Source organism: Chitinimonas naiadis, assembly GCF_054780835.1.
The window spans coordinates 147,738-170,961 of record NZ_BAAGVO010000004.1 but is presented as its reverse complement, the minus strand read 5'-3'; the positions used below and the strand labels follow the sequence as shown (position 1 = coordinate 170,961).

17 protein-coding genes are annotated in these 23,224 nt (G+C 61.0%); 3 read left to right on the top strand and 14 right to left on the bottom strand.

Annotation, left to right across the window (positions count from 1 at the left end):
* Positions 1-20 precede the first annotated feature (20 nt).
* From ACYVHK_RS06735 to ACYVHK_RS06705, 7 genes are all read right to left on the bottom strand, one after another.
* Positions 21-1,244 carry an ABC transporter permease gene (locus ACYVHK_RS06735; RefSeq protein WP_460528927.1) on the bottom strand — a complete coding sequence of 408 codons (1,224 nt, stop codon included), beginning with the start codon at positions 1,242-1,244 and terminating at the stop codon, positions 21-23.
* Positions 1,232-1,927, bottom strand: a complete 696-nt coding sequence (locus tag ACYVHK_RS06730; protein ID WP_460528925.1) for an ABC transporter ATP-binding protein — start codon at positions 1,925-1,927, stop codon at positions 1,232-1,234. Before ACYVHK_RS06730 ends, ACYVHK_RS06735 begins: the two co-directional genes overlap by 13 nt.
* Positions 1,924-3,129 (bottom strand): efflux RND transporter periplasmic adaptor subunit, encoded by a 1,206-nt coding sequence (locus tag ACYVHK_RS06725; RefSeq protein WP_460528923.1) that lies wholly within the window; start codon positions 3,127-3,129, stop codon positions 1,924-1,926. The genes ACYVHK_RS06730 and ACYVHK_RS06725 overlap by 4 nt, the downstream gene beginning before the upstream one ends.
* 55 nt (positions 3,130-3,184) lie before the next feature.
* Positions 3,185-3,856, bottom strand: coding sequence for a YIP1 family protein (locus ACYVHK_RS06720; RefSeq protein WP_460528921.1), 672 nt, complete (start codon positions 3,854-3,856; stop codon positions 3,185-3,187).
* A gap of 142 nt (positions 3,857-3,998) precedes the next feature.
* Complete coding sequence (locus tag ACYVHK_RS06715) at positions 3,999-7,304, bottom strand: efflux RND transporter permease subunit (protein WP_460528919.1); 3,306 nt, start codon at positions 7,302-7,304, stop codon at positions 3,999-4,001.
* Between the two features lie 148 nt (positions 7,305-7,452).
* The gene (locus ACYVHK_RS06710; protein ID WP_460528917.1) at positions 7,453-8,613 is read right to left on the bottom strand and encodes an efflux RND transporter periplasmic adaptor subunit; all 1,161 of its coding nucleotides are present in this window, start codon (positions 8,611-8,613) and stop codon (positions 7,453-7,455) included.
* A gap of 4 nt (positions 8,614-8,617) precedes the next feature.
* Positions 8,618-9,445: a TetR/AcrR family transcriptional regulator gene (locus tag ACYVHK_RS06705; RefSeq protein WP_460528915.1), complete on the bottom strand. Its 828-nt coding sequence runs from the start codon at positions 9,443-9,445 to the stop codon at positions 8,618-8,620.
* Between the two features lie 161 nt (positions 9,446-9,606).
* On the opposite strand from ACYVHK_RS06705, the gene ACYVHK_RS06700 reads away from it, so the two are divergent.
* Both ACYVHK_RS06700 and ACYVHK_RS06695 read left to right on the top strand, forming a co-directional pair.
* The gene (locus ACYVHK_RS06700; protein ID WP_460528913.1) at positions 9,607-13,623 is read left to right on the top strand and encodes a PAS domain S-box protein; all 4,017 of its coding nucleotides are present in this window, start codon (positions 9,607-9,609) and stop codon (positions 13,621-13,623) included.
* Between the two features lie 77 nt (positions 13,624-13,700).
* Entirely contained in the window at positions 13,701-14,882 is a 1,182-nt protein-coding gene (locus ACYVHK_RS06695) for a glycosyltransferase family protein (protein WP_460528911.1), read from the top strand.
* An 8-nt stretch (positions 14,883-14,890) separates the two neighbouring features.
* Here the strand turns inward: ACYVHK_RS06695 and ACYVHK_RS06690 are convergent, their stop codons facing one another.
* From ACYVHK_RS06690 to prpB, 7 genes are all read right to left on the bottom strand, one after another.
* On the bottom strand, positions 14,891-15,847 hold the full coding sequence (locus tag ACYVHK_RS06690) for a GlxA family transcriptional regulator (RefSeq protein ID WP_460528909.1): 957 nt from the start codon (positions 15,845-15,847) through the stop codon (positions 14,891-14,893).
* Entirely contained in the window at positions 15,837-16,076 is a 240-nt protein-coding gene (locus ACYVHK_RS06685) for a DUF1272 domain-containing protein (protein ID WP_460534026.1), read from the bottom strand. Before ACYVHK_RS06685 ends, ACYVHK_RS06690 begins: the two co-directional genes overlap by 11 nt.
* A gap of 25 nt (positions 16,077-16,101) precedes the next feature.
* Entirely contained in the window at positions 16,102-16,656 is a 555-nt protein-coding gene (locus ACYVHK_RS06680; RefSeq protein ID WP_460528907.1) for a cysteine hydrolase family protein, read from the bottom strand.
* A 178-nt stretch (positions 16,657-16,834) separates the two neighbouring features.
* Positions 16,835-18,286, bottom strand: coding sequence for a bifunctional 2-methylcitrate dehydratase/aconitate hydratase (locus tag ACYVHK_RS06675; RefSeq protein ID WP_460528905.1), 1,452 nt, complete (start codon positions 18,284-18,286; stop codon positions 16,835-16,837).
* A 78-nt stretch (positions 18,287-18,364) separates the two neighbouring features.
* Positions 18,365-19,519, bottom strand: a complete 1,155-nt coding sequence (prpC, locus tag ACYVHK_RS06670) for a 2-methylcitrate synthase (RefSeq protein WP_460528903.1) — start codon at positions 19,517-19,519, stop codon at positions 18,365-18,367.
* Between the two features lie 61 nt (positions 19,520-19,580).
* Positions 19,581-20,156 (bottom strand): GNAT family N-acetyltransferase, encoded by a 576-nt coding sequence (locus ACYVHK_RS06665; RefSeq protein WP_460528901.1) that lies wholly within the window; start codon positions 20,154-20,156, stop codon positions 19,581-19,583.
* Position 20,157: 1 nt separating this feature from the next.
* On the bottom strand, positions 20,158-21,045 hold the full coding sequence (gene prpB / locus ACYVHK_RS06660) for a methylisocitrate lyase (protein ID WP_460528899.1): 888 nt from the start codon (positions 21,043-21,045) through the stop codon (positions 20,158-20,160).
* 218 nt (positions 21,046-21,263) lie between these two features.
* On the opposite strand from prpB, the gene prpR reads away from it, so the two are divergent.
* The gene (prpR, locus tag ACYVHK_RS06655) at positions 21,264-23,168 is read left to right on the top strand and encodes a propionate catabolism operon regulatory protein PrpR (RefSeq protein ID WP_460528897.1); all 1,905 of its coding nucleotides are present in this window, start codon (positions 21,264-21,266) and stop codon (positions 23,166-23,168) included.
* Positions 23,169-23,224 lie beyond the last annotated feature (56 nt).

The following is a 23,224-nucleotide window of genomic DNA, read 5'->3' as shown; positions in this document are numbered from 1 at the left end:
CGATCTGCTTGAAAGTCGGTCTACTCATAACGCAGTGCTTCGATCGGATCGAGATTGGCGGCCTTGGAGGCGGGCATGATGCCAAAAGCGACGCCCACCAGCGCACAGAACAGTGCCGCACCCAATGCCACCCAGAAAGGGACCGAAGCCGGCGGGAAATTGGGAATCATGGCGGCAATGCCGTGGCCCAGCAGGATACCGATGGCAATGCCGATCAAGCCACCCAGCAGGGACAGCATGCCAGCCTCCATCAGGAACTGGACCAGAATGTCCCGGCGGGTAGCACCCAGCGCCTTCAGGATGCCGATCTCGCGGGTACGTTCGGTCACACTGACCAGCATCACGGTCATGATGCCGATGCCCCCCACCAGCAGGGATATCCCCACGATACCGCCCAGTACCAGCGTCGCCATGCCGGTAATCTGGCCGAACTGCTTGGCCAACTGGTCTGCCGACTCCACCTCGAAATCATCATCCTTGCCGGGGCGTATCTTGTGCGCCGCCCGGATAGCACGGTTCACCCTGGCCTTGACCTGGTCGACCTCGTCCATCGCAGCAACGGTGAAATGTGCCTCGTACATCAGGCGACGATTCTGCCCTTGCACCGCCCGGCCCACATCGAAAGGCATGATCAGGTAGTTGTCCTGGCTCATGCCAAAGATCTCGCCGCGCTTTTCCATCATGCCGATGATCTTGAACCACTCGCTGCCGACTTGAATGAACTCGCCGACCGGGTTGTCCGGCAGCTTCAGGTCATCTCGCAGCTTGGGGCCGATAACCGCAACACGGCGCCGCCCCTGATCGTCACCATCGACGATAAAGCGGCCAACCTCCGGGAAACGATGCTCCACGAAGGTGTAATCGGCCGTGGTCGCCATCACCTGCGGCGCACTGCTGCGCCCTTTGTAGCGGACGGCGCCACCGTAGGCGACTTGCATCAACGGCGCGACATGGCTGACACCCTCGACCCGGTAGCGCAGCAGATCCAAATCCGTGAGCTGCAGACGGTTGATGTTGCCACTGTTGAAATTGTCGAAATTATTGGTCGCCTTGAGCGTCAGCGCCGTTCCGCCCAGGTCGGCAAACTGAGCCTTGATGGAGTCGGAAAAGCCTTGCATCAGGGCGACCACCGCCACGACCGAGGCAGTCCCGATGACGATGCCCAGGGTCGTAAGGAAACTGCGCAGACGGTGCGCGATCAGGTTCATCCACGCCGCACGCAACGATTCGATCAGGAGGTACATGTTTTTCGCTCCTGGCTGATATCGGATTCGATATGGCCATCCACCAGCCGGATCACTCGTGCCGCATGCGCGGCAATATCGGCTTCGTGGGTGACCAGGATGACGGTCTGGCCGTCGTCATGCAGCGCATCGAACAGCGCCATGATTTCTTCCGAGGTCTTCGAATCCAGGTTGCCGGTAGGCTCATCCGCCAGCAGGATCGAGGGATTGCCAACCAGGGCCCGGGCCACAGCAACCCGCTGCCGTTGTCCACCAGAGAGTTGGTTCGGCAAATGCTTGAGCTTTTGCCCAAGGCCCACCCTTTGCAGGGCCTGGGTGGCAAGCCGCTCACGTTCCGAAGGCGGCAGCCCGCGATAGATCAAGGGCTGGGCAACGTTATTGAGCACATTGAGCCGCGGCAAAAGGTGAAAGCTCTGGAATACAAAGCCGATTTCCTTGTTGCGAATGGCAGCCAGCTCGTCGTCGTTCAGCGTGGCCACATCACGGTCATTGAGCAGATAGCGACCCTCGGTCGGCGTATCGAGACAGCCGAGGATATTCATCAGCGACGATTTGCCTGAACCGGAGGGGCCCGTCAGCGCAACATACTCGTTGCGCGCAATGTGCAGATCAATCCCGGCCAGCGCATTGAACTCCTCTTCGCCCATCCGGTAGCGTTTGACGATGCCGGTAAGCGAGATCATTCCTTGCTGTCCTTGCGCTTCTTGTCCTGCTCGTCGGCGGGTTTCTGGGTCAGCTTGTCGCCCGTCTTGATCTCGCGCAGCGTACGGCTTGGGCCGGTCACGATACTGTCACCAGCCTTCGCGCCCTTGCTGACTTCCTGCCACTTGTCATCTGACAAGCCGAGTTCAATCTCGACCTTCTCGGCCTTGCCGTCACGAGCAAGGATCAGGTAACGCTTGGTCTGCTTGCCATCCTTGTCCTCGGTGAGGATCGCCTCAACTGGTGCTGCTAAACGCTTCTTGCCGTCGCTGAGATAGATCTCAGCGCGGCAGCTCATGCCAGAACGCAATTTCAGCTCGCTGGTACCCACCAGATTTACGGTCACCTTGTAGGCGCGGGCCTGGTTTTCCACGGTGGGCGCCAGGGCGACCTTCTCGACCGTACCTTTGAGTGCCTTGTCCTGATAGGCCGCGGCATAGATATCGACCGACTGGCCGATGCCGATACGGGCAATATCGCCCTCATCCACCTTGAGCTCAGCCTTGATCGCCGAGGTATCGGCGATCGTCATCAGCTGTGCACCCGCCAGGCTCATGGTCGACGGAATCGCCGTTTCGCCAACCTTGATCGGCAAAGCTACGACACGCCCTGTCATCGGCGCCCGTACCTCGGTCTTGCTGAGTTGATCACGCGCTTCGGCCAGCACGGCACTGGCACGCTTGAGTGCCTCCTCGCTGGATTTGAGCTCGACTTCCGCCAATTCCAGCTGGTTGCGATCCTCGTCATAGCGGGAGCGATCGACCATGCCGGCCTTGAACAGCCTGTCGGTACGATCGAATTGCTTACGACGCAGTTCCAGCGAAACGCGCTGACGATCGATGCCGATGCGGTTCTGGCGCTGGCCAGCCTCTTCACGCTGGATGGCATTGCGATAACTCTCCGGATCCAGACGTAACAACACCTGGCCGGCCTTCACATCGTCGCCCTCCGCGACCAGGATTTCCCTGACCTTGGCGGTCACTTCGGCCGTCAGTGCAACTTCGGTGCGATAGGCGAGGGTGCCGGACGCCAGAATGGTTGGCCGGATGTCCTGGCTACCCAACGCAGCCATATCGACCGGTTTTCCCTGCCCGGCATTTTTCGCCTTGATAGTCAGCGGAATGACGACAACAACGATCACGGCGATGAGGCCAAGCCACTTTTTCTTGAACGGCAAGCGCATGTAGATTCCGATGAGAGAGTGGAAGACGCCACCGCCAGGCGGTGGCGCAAACAACTTAGTGGGCGAAGGCGACGATCAAAGCCCAGATGCCGTAGATCACGACGCTCGGCAAGGCTGCGACCGTAATCGCCTGGCCCCAATCTTTATCGCCCCAGGTACGCCAGCCGATTGCCGCAAGGCCAATGCTCCAGAAATTGAGGAGATCAAAGCTGCTCAACCAGCCCTTCCAGGGATGTGCCACCGGCAAACTCACGAACAAAGGGTCCAGGTGGGTCAGCATAATGTCTGCTGGCGCTGTCTGCGGCGATGCGATGAATACCTGGATCAAACCCACCAGCATGGCCAGCAAGGCCGGAATTGCCGCCCAGCTGGTAAAGCTGAGCCACGCCTTGTAGCTCTGCTCAATGCCGCACATCTTGCCCACCAGCTTGTAGTACAGCGCGCTGATCAGGTAGATCACCACCAGCACGACGGGGCCGGCGATTAAAGTAGACCATTTCAACATGTCGATGGAGAGCGCCTTGCGCATGGCCTGCTCTTTGGCAGGCGAGCCTGCCGATGCGGCCATCTGGTCGATCAGCCAAGCGCCATCGACACGCTGGTAGTACAGGAGCCAGAGCACCACCAAGGTGACAAGGGTCAGCAGCAGGGGGAGCAGGAAGTTGGGTTTCTGCTTGAGTTCGGTAAAGAGTTTGGACGGCTCGGTAAAGGCGGTGATCAGTTGCATGTGTTCCTCTATTCGTCTTGTTGCTATTGGTTTTCTTGCGCCCTGGAAAAACATGTAGAACGGCCGGCATGGTAACGAGCACCAAGCCGGCCGGGAAATGTCATGCGACGAAACACGGATTTTCGTTGCCGAACAGCGACGCTTACCGTCCCGTCCCAGGCTGCGGTGCCGCCTCCATCCCGCCGTGACCGGCCGAATCGGCGCTGGCCTTGGGCTTGAAGAAGTGGAACAGCCAGATCGCCAGGTCATCCAGGTAGGTGAACACGACCGGCACGACAACCAGGGTCAGGAGGGTAGAGGTGATCACCCCACCGATGATGGCGTGTGCCATCGGAGCCCGTGATTCCGCACCTTCACCCAGCGCCAGGGCCAGCGGCAGCATGCCGCCGATCATCGCAAACGTCGTCATCAGGATCGGACGCAGACGTACGCGACCCGCTTCCACCATGGCGTCAAAGCGATTCATGCCATCGGCCCGCAAGCGGTTCACGAAGTCGATCAGCAAGATCGCGTTCTTGGTCACCAGCCCCATCAGCATGATGATGCCGATGATGGAGAACAGGTTCAGCGTACTGCGCCAGGCCATCAGCGCCAGGAACACACCCAGCAAGCTCAGGGGCAGCGAAGTCATGATGGCGAACGGCTGCAAGACGCTACCGAACTGCGAGGCCAGCACGAGGTAGATGAACACCATGCCGATCAGCATTGCGATACCGGCATAGCCAGCCGACTCGTTCATGAACTCATTGTCACCTTCCTGCACCTGGCGATAACCCGGCGGCATCTGGATGCCTTCGAGCATCTTCTTCACATCCGGCTGCACCGAACCGCTGGGCACGCCTTCGACATCGGCCGTGATGGTCACGTTGCGATAGGAATCGCGACGCTTGATCAGGGTCGACGTACCGGTGTCCTTGACCGTGGCAACCTGGCCGAGCGGCACCATGGCAACCTGGCCGGTACGTGGGTCGATATCGTGGCTGGCGATAGGCAGGTCAGCCAGATCCTCCGCAATACGGCGGTTGGACTTGGGCAGGCGCAGGATCACATCGTAGTTCTCGCCATCCGGCGCCTTCCAGGTCGTGATCTCGTCACCCGCAATCAGGGGACGCAATGCCTGGCCGATCTGCCCCACGGAGAGACCCACCTTGCCGGCCATCTCGCGGTTCACCTCGATATCCACCGATGGTTTGGCGGCACGCAAGGTGGTCTGCACCTCGGTCACGTGCGGAATACGCTTCAGGCGCTCGGCAATGGTCTCGGCAATGCGCTTGAGCTCATCCAGGTCCTTACCCTGCACCTGGATGGCAATCGCACCGCCATCGCCACCGCCACCGCCCTGGCCGCGAACACTACGTACTTCGATACCAGCAACCTTCTCGATACGGGCACGGATCAGCTTGACCAGCTCTTCCTGGCCGAGCTTGCGCTGCTTTTTCTCAACCAGCTTGATGGTGACATTGGTGATGTGCTTGGAGTCCGCATCGACCGTCGAGTAGATCTCGTCGATTTCCTTGAACTCACGCAGTGCAGCTTCCACCTGCTTGGCCTTGACCGTGGTGTAGTCAATGGCCGTGCCGATCGGCGTACGGAAGTCGATATAGATACGACCCACATCGGATTTGGGAATGAATTCCGACCCGACCAGCCCTGCAGCGGGAATCGCCAGCGCAGCCACGAAGGACAGAATGCCGCCTAATACCACCAGAAAGCGGTGCGACCAGCTAGGGCGCCCCTTGAATCCGGAGAACACCCATTTACGCGCGCGGGGACGGGTCAGCAGGGCAATGACGGTGATCGGCAGGAACAGAATCGCGAGCACGATCACTACCCAGGTGTTCATGCTGATACGCTTTTCCTCGAGCACCCAGGCTATGGTCCGGCCATAGAAGGCCGATACGCGATCCAGCCAACGCTCGAAGCCATCCAGGATGCGGCCAAAGATGCCACCGTGCCGTGCCCCATGAATATGCGGGTCATGCCAGACCGAGCTCAGCATCGGGTCCAGGGTAAAGGACACGAACATCGAGATCAGCACCGAGGCACAGACCGCGATACCAAACTGGTAGAAGAACTTACCGAGAATGCCGCCCATGAAACCCACGGGCAAGAACACGGCCACGATGGTCAGGGTCGTCGCCAGCACGGCGAGGCCGATCTCCTGCGTGCCATCCAGCGCTGCCTGGAAGTGGCCCTTGCCCATTTCCACGTGACGAACGATGTTCTCACGCACCACGATTGCATCATCCACCAGCAGACCGATACACAGTGACAAGGCCATCAGTGTCATCACGTTGAGCGTGAAGCCAAACGCCTGAAGCACGAAGAAGGTACCGATCAAGGCGACCGGCAAGGTCAGGCCGGTGATCACGGTCGAGCGCCAGGATCCCAGGAACAGCCAGACGATCAGGATCGTCAGGGCCGCACCTTCGAACAGCGTCGCGCGCACATCGGTCAAGGATCTACGGATGCCCTTGGAGGAATCATTGACGACCGCCAGGTTCAGCCCGTTCTCGGCCATCTCCTTGTCGACCTTCTTGACCATCTCCTTGACGGCATCGGTCACCTCGATGGTGTTGGAACCATCAACCTTACGGATATCGAGGGAGATCGCACGCTTGCCGTTGACCAGCGACAAGGACTGCTGCTCATCCTCGCCGTCAAAGATCTGCGCCACCTGGCCAAGATTGATCACCTGGCCGTTGCTGCGGGTGACGATGATATGGCGGAAGTCCTCCACATCCTTGATGCGGCCCTTGACCTGGACAATCCGCTCAGTCTTGTCGAACTCGATATTGCCAACCGGCACTTCCTGGTTCTCGCTGCGCAACGCGGCAATCACCTGGTCGGCACCCACGCCCAGACCACGCATCTTCTGCGGATCGAGTTGCACCCGAACCTGCCGTTCCACACCGCCCACGATCGTGGCGCTGGCCACGCCCTTGATGGTCTGGAACTGGCGCTGGATGGTCTGGTCGGCGATCACCGTCATCTGGCGCGGTGTCAGCTTGTCGCTGGTCAACGCGACCGAGATGGTCGGCCGGTCGTCATTGCGGGCCTGGATAATCTGGGGTTCCTTGATTTCCTTGCGGAACTCGACCTTGGCCTCGTCAACCTTGACGCGCACATCGCGCTGCGCCTTCTCGGTATCCATGCTCAGTTCGAACTCGGCCACCACCACAGACTGGCCATTGTAGGAGTCGGACGAAATATGCTTGATACCCGAGAGCCCTGTGAGCTTCTCCTCGATAGGCCGCGATATCTCGTTCTCGACAATCTCAGGCGATGCGCCGGGGTAGGCGGTGACGACGACGACGAAGGGGAACTTCACGTCGGGCATTTCCTCTACTGGCAGGCGCCAGTAGGCCACCATACCGAGCACCACCAACGCCACCATGATCATGGAGGCGAAGACGGGATTCTTGATGCTGATGCGGGTGAACCACATGGTCTTTCCCTCAAGCGAAGGTTTGCTGAGACAGCCGGAGGGTCTCCCCCGACTGCCGATTCAACGAATGATTACGGGCGCACCGACCCGAGCATGCCAACCTCACGGGCTCGCACGACAGAACCGGCACAAGCCCGGACAAGCAGGTTCAGGACTTCGCGACAGCCGGCGCGGGTAGCTTCACTTGCTGACCTGCCTTGATGTTCTCGATCTTGGCGATCACCACCTTGGCTCCCACCGGCACGCCGCTCTGTACCACGGCCTGCTTGGCAAGGTCGTTCAGGATGCCGAGCTTGATCGGCCGTTGCACGGCTTTGCCGTTCTCAATGGTCAGTACATAAGGTGCTGGCGTACCCAGGTCACGTATGGCACCAAACGGCAGTGTCGCGGCGTGATCGGCACGGGCGATCGCCAGTTGCGCCTGGGCAAACATGCCGCCCTTGAGCAGACCGCCCGGGTTCTTGAGCCGCACATAGACAGGCACCATGCGCGAGGTATTGTCGGCAACCGGCGCAATGCGCTCGACCCGTCCCTTCATCTCCCGACCGGCGAAGCCTTCGATCGACAAGGTCACCTCCTGACCGGTCCTGACCGAAGCCAGGCCATTGACGGGCACGGCTGCCTCGAATTCCATCTCGTCGAGATCGACCACGCTAAAGAGGCGCTGGTTCATGGCGACCCGGCTACCTGGCTCGACCTTGCGCTCCGACACGATGCCGCTGAAAGTTGCGCGAATGGTGCTGTCGCGCATGGCCTTCTGTGCCATGGCAAGTTGGGCCTGATCAGCGCGATACTGCGCCGCGGCGACGGCCAGGCTGTTCTCGCTGGCATCGAAGCTGTTGGGCGAGATAAAGCCCTGCTTGACCAGATTGGCACTGCGATCACGATTCTTTTCGGCCAACTGCATTTCAGCGCGTGAGCGCTCGAGATTGGCCTGGCGGGTCGCCAGCAACTGGCCCAGGTCGCTGGTTTCGAAGCGGCCGAGAACCTGACCAGCCTTGACGACCTCACCCGGCCGGACCAGTACATCGGAAACCACGCCCTCGACCTCGGCGTTGATGGCAGTCTGCCGCACAGCGCTGAGCGTACCGGACAGGGCCAGCGGCTGGATCAGGCTGGCATCGGTCACCGTCACGATATCCGACGGTGCCAGTTCAAGGACGACCGCAGCCTTTTCCTTATCCTTGTCCTTCTCTTTTTCACCGGCGGCCTGGCCGGACTGGCTGATCACGACACCGCCCAGCACCAGTGCGGCACAGACACTGATCACCACGGTGCGACGGTTGAAACGGGGGAGGAGGGCTTGCATGGCTTTACTCCTTGGGGGAAGCGGGGGATTGAGGGGCCAGACCTTGCCAGAGCATGTCAACGATGCGGGGCATGAGGCTGTCGAGCTGTATGCGTTCGGGATTGATGAGCCAGGACAGGATCAGGCCATCCATCAGCGCGCTCCAGAACACGGCCAGCAATTCCGGATCGGCTGGCGGGGTCTGGCCGCGCAGTTGATGCTGATGGGTGATCAGGCCTGCGGACATGCGCCAGGAATCCTGGTAGGCCGAGGAGAGCCTGTTGCGTACTTCCGGATCGCGCGCCTGCCCCATGAACTCCAGGAACAGTCGCGGCCAATCCGGATCATGCTTGACGCGGTCGAGCACGCCGGCGAGCAATTCCTTCATGCTATCTTTCGGGTCCACATGGGCAGACTCCCGGGCTAACGCCTCCGGAAGATGCTGGTCGTACTCCTGCTGGAAGCGGCTGTCGAGCAGGGCGAAGAACAGGTCATTCTTGCTTTTGAAGTGCCAGTAGACCGCACCCTTGGTCAAGCCGGCATCCGCGGCGACTTCATCAAGCGATGCACCCTGGTAGCTTTTCTGGGCAAAAACCCGTGCAGCGGACTCCAGAATCCGATCACGGGTATCGACTGGCTGTGGCGCATCACCGTCCAGCAGGCCGGCGAAGTCCTCACGTGATCCCAGCAATCGCTTGACGGTCTGCCAAGGCAAGCCGGCCTCTGCGGCAATTTCGCCGTAGTTCACCTCGGCGGCAGCCTTACCGGCGCTGAGCAGGCGCAAAGCCTGAATGGCACGCTGGCGCGCCTCATGGATATCTAGTTCAGCGGTGTGGGTGGCAGAGCGGTTCAAAGCCGTGTACTCCAATAAGCATACTGATCGGTATTTTATTTCCCGATCACCGCAACTGTAAAGCAGGAAAACGTTTCGCACCGCCTTCTGATGCCTAAACACCTATAGTGAGGGGACACGATCCAGGTAAAACAACCAGGGCAGATAGAGCGGGACGGATCTTGAACAGAACAGTGTTATCTGCGCGCGCCGTCTGGCTGCGCCGTCTGCTGCACGCATTCCTGCCGCTGGCGTTGCTCGCGCTCTTGGCTAGCCTGTGGTTGTGGCAGACCGAGCGCAGGCAGGCATCGGCCAATCTAGTGGACCGAGCCAACATCCAGCTCATGAGCAGCCAGCAGGAAATCGGCAATGCGCTGACCGAAAGCGCCGTTGATCTGATGTTGCTGGCAAACGACACCGAGCTGCAGGCGATAGCGGCGGGGCCGGTTTCCTCTTGGACAGCTCACGCACCGCACTTCCTCACCTTGCTGAGCTACAAGCCGGTCTATGACCAGATCAGGCTGCTCGACTTGCAAGGCCAGGAAAGGCTAAGGGTCAATCTGAATCGGGGTGACCCCTATGTTGTTCCGCCCGAACAACTGCAGGATAAGCACGAGCGGGACTATTTCCATGCTGGCTTGAATCTCTCCCGCGGCCGGGTATACCTATCTGCCTGGGATATGAATATCGAGAACGGTGTAGTGGAGCGCCCACTCAAGCCGGTGATACGGCTGGTCACGCCGTTTTACGACAAGAGCGGTACCAAGCGTGGCCTGCTGGTGCTTAATTTGCTGGCCGACCAGATACTGCAGCGTTTGTCCCGGCATACAGGGCCGGAGCTTCGCCCAAGCCTGATCGGTCAGCAAGGACAATGGCTGTCATTTGGGGGGAGCGATGACTCGGCCCCATCCTCACCCAAAGGACGAAGCCTGCCCCTCGCCAAGGCCGCACTCTGGGCCCAAATGCAAACCAGGCACGACGGTGCCATGGAGGACGATAACGGCTTGTGGGTATTTCGCCAGCTGAATCCAGAATCCCCGACATCCTCGGCAGATCGTACTCGTCTCAGGCTGCCATTTGTCGTCCCACGGGGCCCTCAAGCATGGTGGCTACTCGCCCACCATGACCGTGCCGCACTCAAGCAGGCTTACGATGATGCAGCAAAGCTGGCGCTGCTGTTCGGCGGCGGCATGTTGCTGCTGGCGTTCGTTGCGGCACTTCTGCTCGCCAGCCGTGCGGTAAAAGGGGAGACCAGACTGGCGCGGGAGCAGATCTTCTTCACCCTGATAGAACAAGCCCCGCTCGGCGTGGTCATGCTCGACTCTGCGGGGGAAGGCTATTTCTTCAGCAAGAATTGGCAGGCCATGACCGGGCTGCCCGCAGAACTGGCGCGGGGCCAGGGCTGGCTGTCGTTGCTGGAACCCGTGGATCAGCGCCGTTTGCAGGACGCCATCGCAACATTTCTGACATGCGGCGAGCATCCTGCCTTGCAGATGCAACTCCGGCGACCGGATGGAAGTCGGCATTGGGTCAATTGCCTGTTCTCCTCCGGCGCAGGTGTCATGCTCAAGTCGGTGGGCTGCCTGCTCAGCTTTGCCGACATCCAGACCAGCAAGGACCATGAGGCCAGCCTGGGCAAGGCCTTGCAACTGGTGCAGGGCGTGGTGTCCGGTAGCGGCGACCCGATACTCGCCGTAGACCGCAATCTAACCGTCACCCTGGTCAACCCAGCCCTGGGGCAGGTTTTTGGTGCCATGTACCGTGACGCTCCGGCACCCGGAGACCCTCTCTCGGACTGGATGGCACGTGCACCGCTCGATCAGGCCAGCATCGTTGGTGCCTTCTCGCAGGCCCTGCAGGGTAAATCCAAGCAACTGCGGCTTGCCCTTGGCCCGACCAGACGGCTATTTGATGCGACCTTTGCCCCCATGCGCGACGAGACCGACGCGTTGACGGGCGCCATCTTGTTTGCCCAGGATGTGACCGACATGGCGCGTATACAGGCCCGCGTCGCCCGCAGCGAGGAGCTGTTCCGCGCCGTGTTCAGCGGCAGCCTGGATGCCGTCTTTGTACTTGAAGCCGTCAAGGACGACACCGGCCAGGTCGTGGATTTTCGCTACCTTGAGGCCAACCAGATGGCGCTGGCCATGGTCAACGCCAATCGAGAACAATGCCTGGGCAAGCAATTATCAGTCGTCAACCCGGCATTCCGTGAGCTGGGCTACTTTGATCGCTACCTGCATGCGATCGAATCGGGTGATCCCTTCGTGGAGGAGGTCTATCTCGACGACACCCGCGTCCAGCAGGGCTGGTACGAAAATCGCATTGTCCCCATGGGTTGGGGCGCGACGATGACCAGCCGCAACATCACCGCCCGCAAGCAGGCCGAAATGGCGCTGGCAGCCAGCGAGGCCTTGCAGCGCAACATCTTCGATTCCTCGCCATACGCGATCATCGTGATCGATAACGACGGCCTGATCACCCTGTTCAATCCGGCGGCAGAACAGATGCTCGGCTACACGGCACAGGAACTGATCGGCCGGCATACCCCCGCGTTGTTTCACGATCCATCCGAACTGGCCCGTCATGCGCAGGAATTGAGCGCCAGACAGGGCAGGGTCATCGAGCCCGACATGCGGATGTTCCTGGGCGCCATGGAAGAAAGCCCGTCGGTGCATGAATGGAGCTACATCCACAAGGATGGCCGCACCGTCCCGGCCCGCATGACACTGTCAGCCCGGCAGGACGCTGGCGGACGGGTGATCGGTGCCATGGCGATGGGCTATGACATCAGCGAGCAACGGCGGGTAGAGAACGAGCGTGATCGGCTGGAGGCCGTGGTGGAGATACTCCCGGACATCGTGCGCATGGTGGACCTGGACGGCAAGATCATCTATCTCAATGCAGCCGGACGACGACAATGGGGACTGGCGCCCGATGCGCCGCTGGATGCGCTCAAGTCCTGTGACGGCTACGCAGACTGGTCCTATCAACTGGTTGTCAACAACGGCATTCCGCAAGCCATCGCCGAGGGCAGTTGGCAGGGAGAGACCCAATGGCAGATGCCGGATGGTCGTCATGTAGACATGCGGCAACTGATCGTCGCCCCGCGCATGCACGGCCGACCTCCGAGTTTCACCGCCTCGGTCCTTCATGACCTCAGCGAAGTTCGGGCGATGGAAGCCAAGATGGTGGAGGAGGATGCTCTGCTGAACTCCATTCTGGAAAGCGTCCAGGATGCCATCGTCGTCGTCAATGACCGGGCCGAAGTCCAGGCGCTGAACCCCGCCGTGGCGGACCTGTTCGGCTATGGTCTGCACAAGGTCATGGGCCGGCCGGTCTCGATGCTGCTGCCCCCGAGCATGGCGGAGCAGCAAAAGCAGGCGTTCCAGCACTACATGGCCACGGGCGAGCACAGCGGCAGGGTGATCGGCCAGCGAGAGGAGGTCATGGGTCAGCGCCAGGATGGCAGCAGCTTTCCACTGGAGCTGACCGTAACCGAGATACACCTGGGCAAGAAGCGACTGTTTACCTGGGTCATGCGTGATATCTCCGAACGCAAGGCTTTTGAGGAGCGGCTACTGGAGAACATCGACGAGCTGCAAGCCACGCAGGAAGCCCTGAACGCCGCCAACCAGCAGTTGATGACAGCAAATAGCGAACTGGGTCGCATGGCGCAGCAGGATGGCCTGACCGGCGTAGCCAACCGCCGGGCTTTCGATCAGCGCCTGATCAGTGAATGGGGCAGGGCAGCGCGAGCCCACCATCCGCTGACCCTGCTCATGATCGATGTCGACCATTTCAAGCGATACAACGACGGCTATGGCCACCAGATGGGTGACGAATGCCTGCGACGCGTTGCCGGTATTCTGCAGGATGCCATTTCCCGCGCCAGCGACTTCGTCGCCCGCTACGGCGGTGAGGAATTTGCCATCTTGCTACCGGAAACCGAGAGCGTCGGTGGCGAGGAAATCGCCGAACATATCCGCGCCGGCCTGGCTACCGCGAACATACCGCATGCCCATTCGCCTAGCAGCAGCCATGTCACGGCCAGCGTCGGGATCGCAACCTTCGTCCCACAGGCAGGAACAAGTGGCAACAGCCTGGTGGCCGCGGCCGACCAGGCGCTCTACCAGGCCAAGGAGCAAGGCAGGAACCGGGCCGTGGTGGCGGCCGTGGATATCGCCGCCGCCAGTTGAGCGCAGGCCGTCCAGTCATCAGTTCGTCATGGCGGCTGGTTAGGCTGCAAGCCACAGATCCAGCATAGGGGCCGGGCATGCGCGTACTGATGGTGTCGGATGTGTATTTCCCTCGTGTCAACGGGGTATCAACCTCGATCCAGACCTTCCGGCAGGAGATGCCCTCGCAGGGCATACAGGTAGACCTGATCGCTCCGGCCTATCCGGGACAGGAGGAGTCCCCCGGCATCCATCGCGTCCCCTCCCGCTACCTGGCGTTCGATCCGGAAGACCGGCTGATGCGGAGGGGACCGATCCGCAACCTGCTGCCGGAGCTGGCCGGGCGTGGTTATGACCTGCTGCATATCCAGACCCCCTTCGTCGCTCACTATGCCGGACTGGAGCTGGGCCGCCGGCTGGACTTGCCGGTCGTCACCACCTATCACACCTTCTTCGAAGAATACCTGCATCACTACGCCAAACTGCTGCCTGCCGCCGCCACCCGATTGCTGGCGCGGCGCTTTTCACGCAGCCAGTGTAATGCCACCGATGGTGTCATCGCCCCCTCGCTGGCAATGCGTGACGCCTTGCGCAGCTATGGCGTCACCGTACCCATCGAGATCATTCCGACCGGCATCCCCCTGGCTCAATTCTCGGAAGGCGATGGCGTAGACTTTCGTCGCCGCCACGGCATCAGCCAGACTCGGGAAGTCGCGCTGTTCGTAGGCCGGGTCGCCCATGAGAAGAACATTGATCTGTTGCTTGATGTGGCGGCAAGGATCAGCCAGCGCCGACCTGAATTCCTGCTGGTGATCGCGGGCGAAGGTCCTGCGCAAGCACATCTGAAAGCCCGGGTAGCCAAGCTGGGCATCAGCCGGCATGTGCTATTTCTCGGCTATATGGACCGCGCCAGGGAGCTACCCAACTGTTACAGGGGAGCCGACGTTTTCGTATTCGGTTCCACCACAGAGACGCAGGGACTGGTCTTGCTGGAAGCCATGGCGATGGGCGTACCGGTCGTGGCGATTGCCGCGATGGGCGCCCGCGATATCCTGCTTCCGGAAAAAGGCTGCCTTTGCGCCTCGACGGACGTGGCGGACTTTGCCAGCAAACTGACACGGCTACTGGAAGACGCCGAGCTACGCAGCCGGCTGGCTGAGCAAGCCCGCGACTATGCCGCCGCCTGGAGCGCACCGGCAACAGCACAACGGCTGGCCGTCTTCTATCGCCATGTCCTGGCAGGACAGGCCGGCCTGCAACCGCTGGCGCAAGCGGGTTGATACGCAGGCTAGGGAATGCGGCGCAGGGCACTACCCCTATGGCGCAGCCAGACACGTCGCAGGTCTCGCGCTGATCCAAAGCCGCTTGCCTCGGCAATCCGTTCCAGCGACAGGGCAGGCTGGTGCAGCAGCTGTTCCACATGAGCAAGCTGCATTAACTGGTGGTAATCGGATGGCCCGACACCGGCATGCTGCTTGAACAGGCGGGCCAGATGGCGGGGGCTGACACAGGCAACCTGCGCCAATTCCGGAATGCTCCAGGCGCGATCCGGCGAAGCCGTAATGGCATCTTGTGCACGGTGAACTGCAGGGTGAAGATGGTTGCGATAGCTGAGGTAAGGCGAATGTTGCGACGCGTCGCCATCCCGCCTGAGCCAGACCACCATCTCACGCGCCACCTCCAGTGCAACTTGCGGCCCTGCCGCCAGGGCAATCAGCTCCAGGGTCAGGTCTATTCCCGTCGTAATCCCGGCAGAACTTGCGATATTGCGATCCAGCACGAAGATGCGGTCATCCTCGACCTTCGCATCCGGGGCCAGCTTGCGCAGGCGCGTAATCAGGGAGTGGTGGGTGGTACAGCGCCGGCCGGTCAGCAGTCCAGCCGCAGCCGCCAGCAGCGCCGCGGAGCAGATGGTGATCAGGCGGATATCCGGCCGCCAGACGCGTGACAGCCAGTCGATCGTCTTGCGGGAAGCCGGACTCTCCTCATTGGCCATGGCGCTGCTCAAGCCCGGAATGATCACCCAGGCTCCTTCCGGCAAGCGCTCAGGCAACCCCAGCAAGCCGTTCAAGGGCAGGCCGAGCGAATTGCTGGCCTGCACCTCTGGCCCGGTATAACAGACATCAAAACGTCCGCCACGCTGGTTTGCGATGCGTAGTGCTTCGGCGGGCCCGGCGAAATCCAGCAGCAGGTAGCCTGGCAGGAGGACGAAATAGACCGGAATGGTTGCGACATCACCCTGCATGTTGGCAGCCACCGGGCTTGAACACCCGCTCCGTGCTGGCAGGATTGTTGGCAAGCTTGGTCGCAGGCCGAGGCGGGCGCCCATGCAGGGCACCGCCACAGTTGGGACAAACCCGTTTCAGCGTCTCGACCGCACAACGGGCACAAAAAGTGCACTCGAAACTGCAAATGTAGGCGCCATCCTGTTCAGGTGGCAGATCTTGGTCACAACACTCACAGCCAGGACGCATGGCGAGCATGGGGCAACTCCTCGGTTCAGTGGGCGGCAAACTCGGCAGCGATCTGCGCCACCGTGCTGATGCGGGCGAAACGACCGGCGAGCACCAGCTCTGTCCGCTCCTTGATTTCGTCCGGACTATACACACGCCCCCCTGCATGCTGCATGGGGAACGTCAGCGTGGCCTCGGTCACATAATCGACCTCAAAGCCCATATCCGATGCGTTACGCGTGGTGGTTTCACAGCACTGTTCGGTCCTGATGCCGGAAACAATCAGGCGCTTGATGCCGCGCTCCGCCAGCCAGGACGGCAGATCGGTATCGATCATCGCGCTGTGTACATACTTTTCAACGCTATGATCCGCGTGGGCATCGCTACCCGCCAGTGGCACGATATAGCCCGACTCACGCGTAAAGTGCGGGTGGCCGTGCCGATCGATATGGAACACCCGCACCACGGGCAGCCCGGCAGCGCGGGCGATACCGATCAGCCGGTTCTGCTGCTGCAGGTATTCGGCCAGGTCATCCTCCTGCCAGTAGGCGGCATGGCGGAAAGACTCCTGAACATCGATCACCAAAAGTGCGGTGGACATATTGCGACTCCCAATCGGTTTGAAGAGCCTGCACTGTATTCCTTGGCAATGGGCTACACAGTGGCGGGGTGCGACCCATTCCGGACATTTTCGGACATCCTGCCCAAGCAAAACGGGAAGCACAAGGCTTCCCGTTTTCTGGCACCGGCCAGGCAAAGCCTGACCATCAGCACCTGGCTCAGATCACCATCAGGTCGACAAACTCATTGACCGGCGTGGCTTCCAGCTGTTTCTGGTCATCGCACAGGGCGTAGATGGCCAGGGCCTGCTTGAGCGGGAACTGACGAGCCAGGTTGGTCTTGAACTTGGCTTCCAGCAGCGGAATACCATCGCCACGACGACGGCGATGACCGATCGGGTATTCGCAGACGATCTCGTCCAGCACCGTGCCGTCGTTGAGTTCCACGGTCAGGCCGTTGGCGATCGAACGCTTCTCCGGATCGTGGTAGTCCTTGGTAAAGGCCGGGTCTTCCACGCAGACGATCTTGTCACGCAGCACGTCGATGCGGGCATCGCTGGCCACGTTGTCTTCATAGTCCGCAGCCGTCAGGCGACCGAAGATCAGCGGCACGGCAACCATGTATTGCACGCAATGGTCGCGGTCGGCCGGGTTGTTGAGCGGACCCTTCTTGTCGATGATGCGAATGCATGCTTCATGGGTACGGATCGTGATCTTCTTGATGTCCGCCGCCGACTTGCCTGCAGCAGCAAGCTTGCCATGCAGGGTCATCGCGCACTCCACGGCAGTCTGGCTGTGGAATTCGGCCGGGAAGCTGATCTTGAACAGCACCTGCTCCATGACATAGCTGCCATACGGACGCTGGAACTTGAACTCATTGCCCTTGAACAGCACGTCGTAGAAACCCCAGCCCTTGGCGCTCAACACGCCTGGGTAGCCCATCTCGCCCTTGAGCGTGATCAGCGCCAGACGCACGGCGCGGCTGGTTGCATCGCCGGCGGCCCAGCTCTTGCGGCTGCCGGTGTTCGGGGCGTGGCGATAGGTGCGCAGCGCCTGGCCATCGACCCAGGCTTGAGACACCGCGTTGATGATCTCTTCACGCGTGCCACCCAGCAGCTTGGTGACGACCGCAGTGGAGGCCACCTTGACCAGGACCACGTGATCCAGACCAACTCGGTTGAAGCTGTTCTCCAGCGCCAGTACGCCCTGGATCTCGTGCGCCTTGATCATGGCGGTCAACACGTCGCGCATCAGCACGGGTGCCTTGCCTGCGGCAACGCGGGTGCGGCTGAGCCAATCGGCCGCCATCAGGATGCCACCCAGGTTGTCCGACGGATGGCCCCATTCGGCGGCCAGCCAGGTATCGTTGAAATCCAGCCAGCGAATCATGGCGCCCAGGTTGAAAGCGGCCTGGATCGGATCGAGCTGGAAGGACGTACCCGGCACCTTGGCACCGTTGGGAACGACCGTACCCGGCACGACCGGGCCGAGCAGCTTGGTACAGGCAGGGTATTCCAGCGCTTCGAAGCCGCAACCAAGGGTGTCCATCAAGCACAGGCGTGCCGTGTTGTAGGCTTCGTCGGACTTGATCTCGTAGTTCCAGACGTAGTCGGCGATGTCGACCAGGACCTGGTCCGGATCAGGGCGAACGTTGGAGATATGTGCAGACATGGCGTTATCCTTGTTTTGCGAAAAGAGTCTGTTGGCAGGGGCATCGGCGGACAGATCCACCCGCCGATGAAGCCGGGATTACTTGCGTTCGACCAGCGGCACGAAGGTCAAGTCTTCCGGGCCGGTGTAGTTGGCGCTAGGGCGAATGATCTTGCCGTCTATCCGTTGCTCGATCACGTGAGCGGCCCAGCCGCTGGTGCGCGAGATCACGAACAGAGGCGTGAACATGGCGGTCGGGACACCCATCATGTGGTAGCTGACGGCAGAGAACCAGTCGAGATTGGGGAACATCTTCTTGATATCCCACATCACGCTCTCCAGGCGATCGGCAATGTCGAACATCTTGGTATTGCCGGCTTCGGTCGAGAGCTTGCGCGCGACTTCCTTGATCACGACATTGCGTGGGTCGCTCACGGTGTAGACCGGATGGCCGAAGCCGATCACGACTTCCTTGCGTTCGACCCGGGCCCGGATGTCCGCTTCGGCATCGTCCGGCGAGTCATAGCGCTTTTGAATCTCGAACGCCACTTCGTTGGCACCGCCATGCTTCGGGCCACGTAGCGCACCGATGGCACCGGTAATGGCGGAATGCATGTCCGATCCGGTACCGGCAATCACGCGCGCGGTAAAGGTCGAGGCATTGAATTCATGCTCGGCGTACAGGACCAGCGAGGTGTGCATGGCCTTCACCCAACTGTCGGATGGCTTCTCGCCATGCAGCAGATGCAGGAAATGCCCGCCGATGCTGTCATCATCGGTTTCGACCTCGATACGCTTGCCGTTATGGCTGTAGTGGTACCAGTACAGCAGCATGGAGCCCAGACTGGCCATGAGCTTGTCGGCAATATCGCGGGCTCCGGCAATATTGTGATCATCCTTTTCCGGCAACGTGCAGCCCAGCGCAGAAACCGCACTGCGCATGACATCCATGGGATGGGCACTGGCGGGCAGGCTTTCCAGCACCGACTTCACGGCATGCGGCAGGCCACGCAGGGACTTCAGCTTCTGCTTGTAACCCGTCAGCTCCGCACCATTGGGCAGCTTGCCGTGTACCAGCAGGTAGGCGATCTCTTCAAACTCGCAGGCGTCGGCCACATCAAGAATGTCGTAGCCACGATAATGCAGGTCATTGCCGGTTCGGCCGACAGTACACAGGGCGGTATTGCCCGCGGCAACACCGGAGAGTGCCACCGATTTTTTCGGCTTGGGCAGTACAGCTTGAGGTTCTGTCATGTCGTTGTCTCCTTGGTTTGGTGGTACCGACCACTGAGGGTCGTCTAACTCGCATATCAGGTCAGGATGAGGGGGATGCCGCCTGCCTGGACAGCCATTGCTGCCGCTGAATCCGGTACAGCAAGCTGCGCCGCAGCGGATGCCCCTCGGGAATTCGCGGATGATCAAAGTCGTCGGCGACATTGCGCACCATGCCGATACGTTCCATCACCGCATGCGAGGGCAGGTTGTCCATGACAGCCAGTGCGACAATCTCGTCGAGTTGCAAGGCGCCAAAACCGTAATCGAGCGCCAGCCTGGCCGCCTCGGTGGCATAGCCCTTGCCCCAGCAGGCTGGAGCCAAGCGCCAGCCTATCTCCACGCAGGGCGTGAAATGTGCCTCGAAGCTCGTGCGCAGGAGCCCGACAAAGCCGGCGAATTCTGCAACGCCCGGAATTTCAAGCGCCCAGAAGGTAAAGCCCTCGCGCTCGCCATGTGCCCTGATCCGTTCGGCTTCTCCCAGCGCCTGCGCTTCGTCAAGGACACTGGGGAAATAGCGGCGTACGGCAGGATCGGCATTCATCGCCACCCAGGCCGGCAAGTCGCTGTCCCGCCAGTCGCGCAAGATCAATCGTTGGCTCCGAAGCTCCAACGACATGTCAGGCCTTGCCTTCAGCGGCAAACAGCGCATCCAGCTTTTGTTCGTAGACGTGGTAGCCGAGATGGTCATAGAGTTCCATGCGGGTCTGCATGGTATCGAGCACGTTCTTCTGTGTACCTTCCGCCGCGATATGGCCGTACACATTCAAGGCGGCCTTGCTCATGGCACGGAAGGCCGACAGCGGGTACAGCATCAGGCTTACGCCCACGCTCGCCAGCTCATCCCGGGTGAACAGGGGCGTCTTGCCAAATTCCGTGATGTTGGCCAATACCGGCACCTTCACCGCATCGACAAACGCCTGGTACATCTCGAGGCTCTCCATCGCCTCAGGAAACACCATATCGGCGCCGGCTTCCACGCAGCGGCAAGCGCGGTCGATCGCGGCTTGCAAACCTTCTACCGCCAGCGCATCGGTACGGGCCATGATCACGAAGTCCGGGTCCGTGCGCGCATCGACGGCAGCCTTAATCCGGTCAACCATCTCGTCTGCCGTCACAATGGCCTTGCCTGGACGGTGGCCGCAACGCTTCGCCAGCACCTGGTCCTCGATATGAACGGCGGCAGCGCCCGCCCGTATCATCTCCCGGACGGTGCGGGCGATATTGAAGGCGCCCCCCCAGCCGGTATCGATATCGACCAGTACCGGCAGATCGGTTCGATCTGTAATGCGCCGTACGTCGATCAGCACGTCTTCCAGCGTGGTAATGCCCAGGTCAGGTATGCCACAGGAGCTGGCGGCCACACCGCCTCCGGATACATAGAGCGCCTTGTGACCGCTATGTTCGGCCAACAAGGCCGCATAGGCATTGATGGCACCAACAACCTGCAATGGCTTTTCTGTCTTGGCCAACTGGCGGAATCGCGAGCCGGGGGAGGATAGCGTCATGTTCTGTCTCCTGTGATCGTGGGGGCGATATTGCAAAACCCTTGCCAGGGCAGCCGGAACAGCCTCATCCCGGTCCGGTTCCCCAGGTAAATCAGTGACCTGTGCAAAAGAGGATAGACCAGCCCAGGCTTTACTCGCGTTTCAATGGTGAAATATGTTTCATTCAATCGTTTCAAATCTGAAACAATATCCAGATTGAAGATGACTGGATGCCAAACATGCTTCGCCCTTCTTTGCCGCAGATTGCGGTCGTCGCCACCCGGGCGCTGGCCGAACGTATACGCAGCCTGCTACCCAAGTATGCGGACCTGTGCGTCATCGGTCTGATCGAAAAACCCGCCGCCGACGCACTGGAGAGCCTCCGCGCCATGGCCCAGCACGGGGAGATCGATGCCGTCGTCGCAGCGGGCAGGGGGGCAGAACTGCTTCGTAACAGCTTGCCCCTGCCCGTCGCGAGCATCGCAGTCAGCGGTTTCGACATACTGTATGCGCTGGCAGAAGCCCAGCAACTCGCGCGTACCGTGGTCTTGCTGAGCCGGCAAGGCCTGAGCCAGACATTTCAGCACCTCACGCCACTGCTCAATGTGCCGGTCCAGCATCGCCGCTACCAGACCGACGAAGAAGCCCAGCAATGGTTGCGCGAACTGGCAACCTCCACGCCTACCGTCGTCATCGGCTCCAGCCAGGTTGTTCAATGGTCACGGGAGGCCGGCCTGCCAAGCGTGCTGCTGTACTCGCCCGAGGCGGTATCCCACGCACTGGACAGTGCACTGGAACTGGTCCGCATGGCTCGGCTGGAAGAAACCAAACGCGAACGCCTGGACGTCCTGGTCGAAAGCCTCAGCGAGGGCGTAGTCGCCGTCGGCAGGGACGGCCGCGTGGAAAGCATCAATCCCGCACTGGCGCGCCTGATCGGGGTAGCCCAGAGTTGGGCCCAGGGGCGGCGCTGGGCAGAGCTGGCACCCGCCCTGAGCCTCGATGCCGTCTTGAAGAATGGTGAAGCACGCCGGGATGAAGTCGTTGTGGTCGGCGGACGAACGCTCGTGACACAGCAACTTCCATTGTTGGAGGCCGGACAACAGGTCGGCGCTGTCCTGACACTGCAGGAAGCCACTGCCATCGAAAGAGCGGATCGTAAATTGCGATCCGCCGCGCAACGCAACCAGTTCCGGGCCCGGTATCGGCTATCCGATGTATTGGGTCAATCCCCGGCGATCATGGCGGCCCGCACGCTGGCCGAGCGTTACGCCGGCAGCGAAGCATCGGTACTGATACTCGGGGAGTCCGGCACCGGCAAGGAACTGTTTGCCCAGGGTATACACCGGGCATCCCGTCGGGCCAGCGGCCCCTTTGTGGCATTGAACTGCGCGGCATTTCCAGAGCAACTGCTGGAGTCGGAGCTGTTCGGTTACGAGGAAGGCGCCTTCACCGGCTCGCGGCGTGGCGGCAAGCCGGGGCTGATAGAACTGGCCGATCGCGGTACGCTCTTCCTGGATGAAATCGGTGACATGCCGCTGCCACTGCAGACACGCCTGCTTCGAGTACTGCAGGAGAGGGAAGTCATCCGCCTGGGCGGCGCGGAACCGATTCCCGTGGATGTCAGGGTGGTAGCGGCCACCCATGCCGCCCTGCGGCAAGCTGTCGCCGACCGTACCTTCCGCATGGATCTGTATTACCGGCTGGCTATCCTGACGCTGGAGCTACCCAGGCTGGCCGACAGGGGAGAGGATATTCGCCTGATCGCAGAATCGCTCGCCCAGGAAGCATTGCGCAGGGCAGCCTGCTTGCTGCCGGCCGACCAGCTCGCCCATACCTTATTGGCCGAAGCAGGTCACTACCAATGGCCCGGCAATGTGCGGGAGCTGCAGAACCTCATTGAACGCTGCGCAACCTATGCCGCCAGCGGCGACCCGCTCGGCCGCGCCGAAATACGCGCGCTGGCTCCCGAATTGGGCGAAACGGCCGTCGGCGGCGAGCCCGCCCCGATGCCGGCCTCGCATGAAGAGACCCGCCGTCAACAGGCCTGGACAGTACTGTCGGCATGCAATGGTGACCGACAGTTGGCAGCCCAACGCCTGGGCATCAGTCGGACCACCTTGTGGCGGTTGCTCAAGCGGGAATAGCAAGGGCCACGCATGAAAACGCCGACCCAGTGGTCGGCGTTTTCATTGGGTGCGAC

Bases quoted from the DNA above. Each gene is read 5' to 3' on its own strand.
- ACYVHK_RS06725 (WP_460528923.1), bottom strand. From the start codon at position 3,129: ATGCGCTTGCCGTTCAAGAAAAAGTGGCTTGGCCTCATCGCCGTGATC.
- prpR (WP_460528897.1), top strand. From the start codon at position 21,264: ATGCTTCGCCCTTCTTTGCCGCAGATTGCGGTCGTCGCCACCCGGGCG.
- ACYVHK_RS06680 (WP_460528907.1), bottom strand. From the start codon at position 16,656: ATGTCCACCGCACTTTTGGTGATCGATGTTCAGGAGTCTTTCCGCCAT.
- prpC (WP_460528903.1), bottom strand. From the start codon at position 19,519: ATGACAGAACCTCAAGCTGTACTGCCCAAGCCGAAAAAATCGGTGGCA.
- prpB (WP_460528899.1), bottom strand. From the start codon at position 21,045: ATGACGCTATCCTCCCCCGGCTCGCGATTCCGCCAGTTGGCCAAGACA.
- ACYVHK_RS06710 (WP_460528917.1), bottom strand. From the start codon at position 8,613: ATGCAAGCCCTCCTCCCCCGTTTCAACCGTCGCACCGTGGTGATCAGT.
- ACYVHK_RS06675 (WP_460528905.1), bottom strand. From the start codon at position 18,286: ATGTCTGCACATATCTCCAACGTTCGCCCTGATCCGGACCAGGTCCTG.
- ACYVHK_RS06690 (WP_460528909.1), bottom strand. From the start codon at position 15,847: ATGCAGGGTGATGTCGCAACCATTCCGGTCTATTTCGTCCTCCTGCCA.
- ACYVHK_RS06715 (WP_460528919.1), bottom strand. From the start codon at position 7,304: ATGTGGTTCACCCGCATCAGCATCAAGAATCCCGTCTTCGCCTCCATG.
- ACYVHK_RS06735 (WP_460528927.1), bottom strand. From the start codon at position 1,244: ATGTACCTCCTGATCGAATCGTTGCGTGCGGCGTGGATGAACCTGATC.
- ACYVHK_RS06685 (WP_460534026.1), bottom strand. From the start codon at position 16,076: ATGCGTCCTGGCTGTGAGTGTTGTGACCAAGATCTGCCACCTGAACAG.
- ACYVHK_RS06730 (WP_460528925.1), bottom strand. From the start codon at position 1,927: ATGATCTCGCTTACCGGCATCGTCAAACGCTACCGGATGGGCGAAGAG.
- ACYVHK_RS06665 (WP_460528901.1), bottom strand. From the start codon at position 20,156: ATGTCGTTGGAGCTTCGGAGCCAACGATTGATCTTGCGCGACTGGCGG.
- ACYVHK_RS06720 (WP_460528921.1), bottom strand. From the start codon at position 3,856: ATGCAACTGATCACCGCCTTTACCGAGCCGTCCAAACTCTTTACCGAA.
- ACYVHK_RS06695 (WP_460528911.1), top strand. From the start codon at position 13,701: ATGCGCGTACTGATGGTGTCGGATGTGTATTTCCCTCGTGTCAACGGG.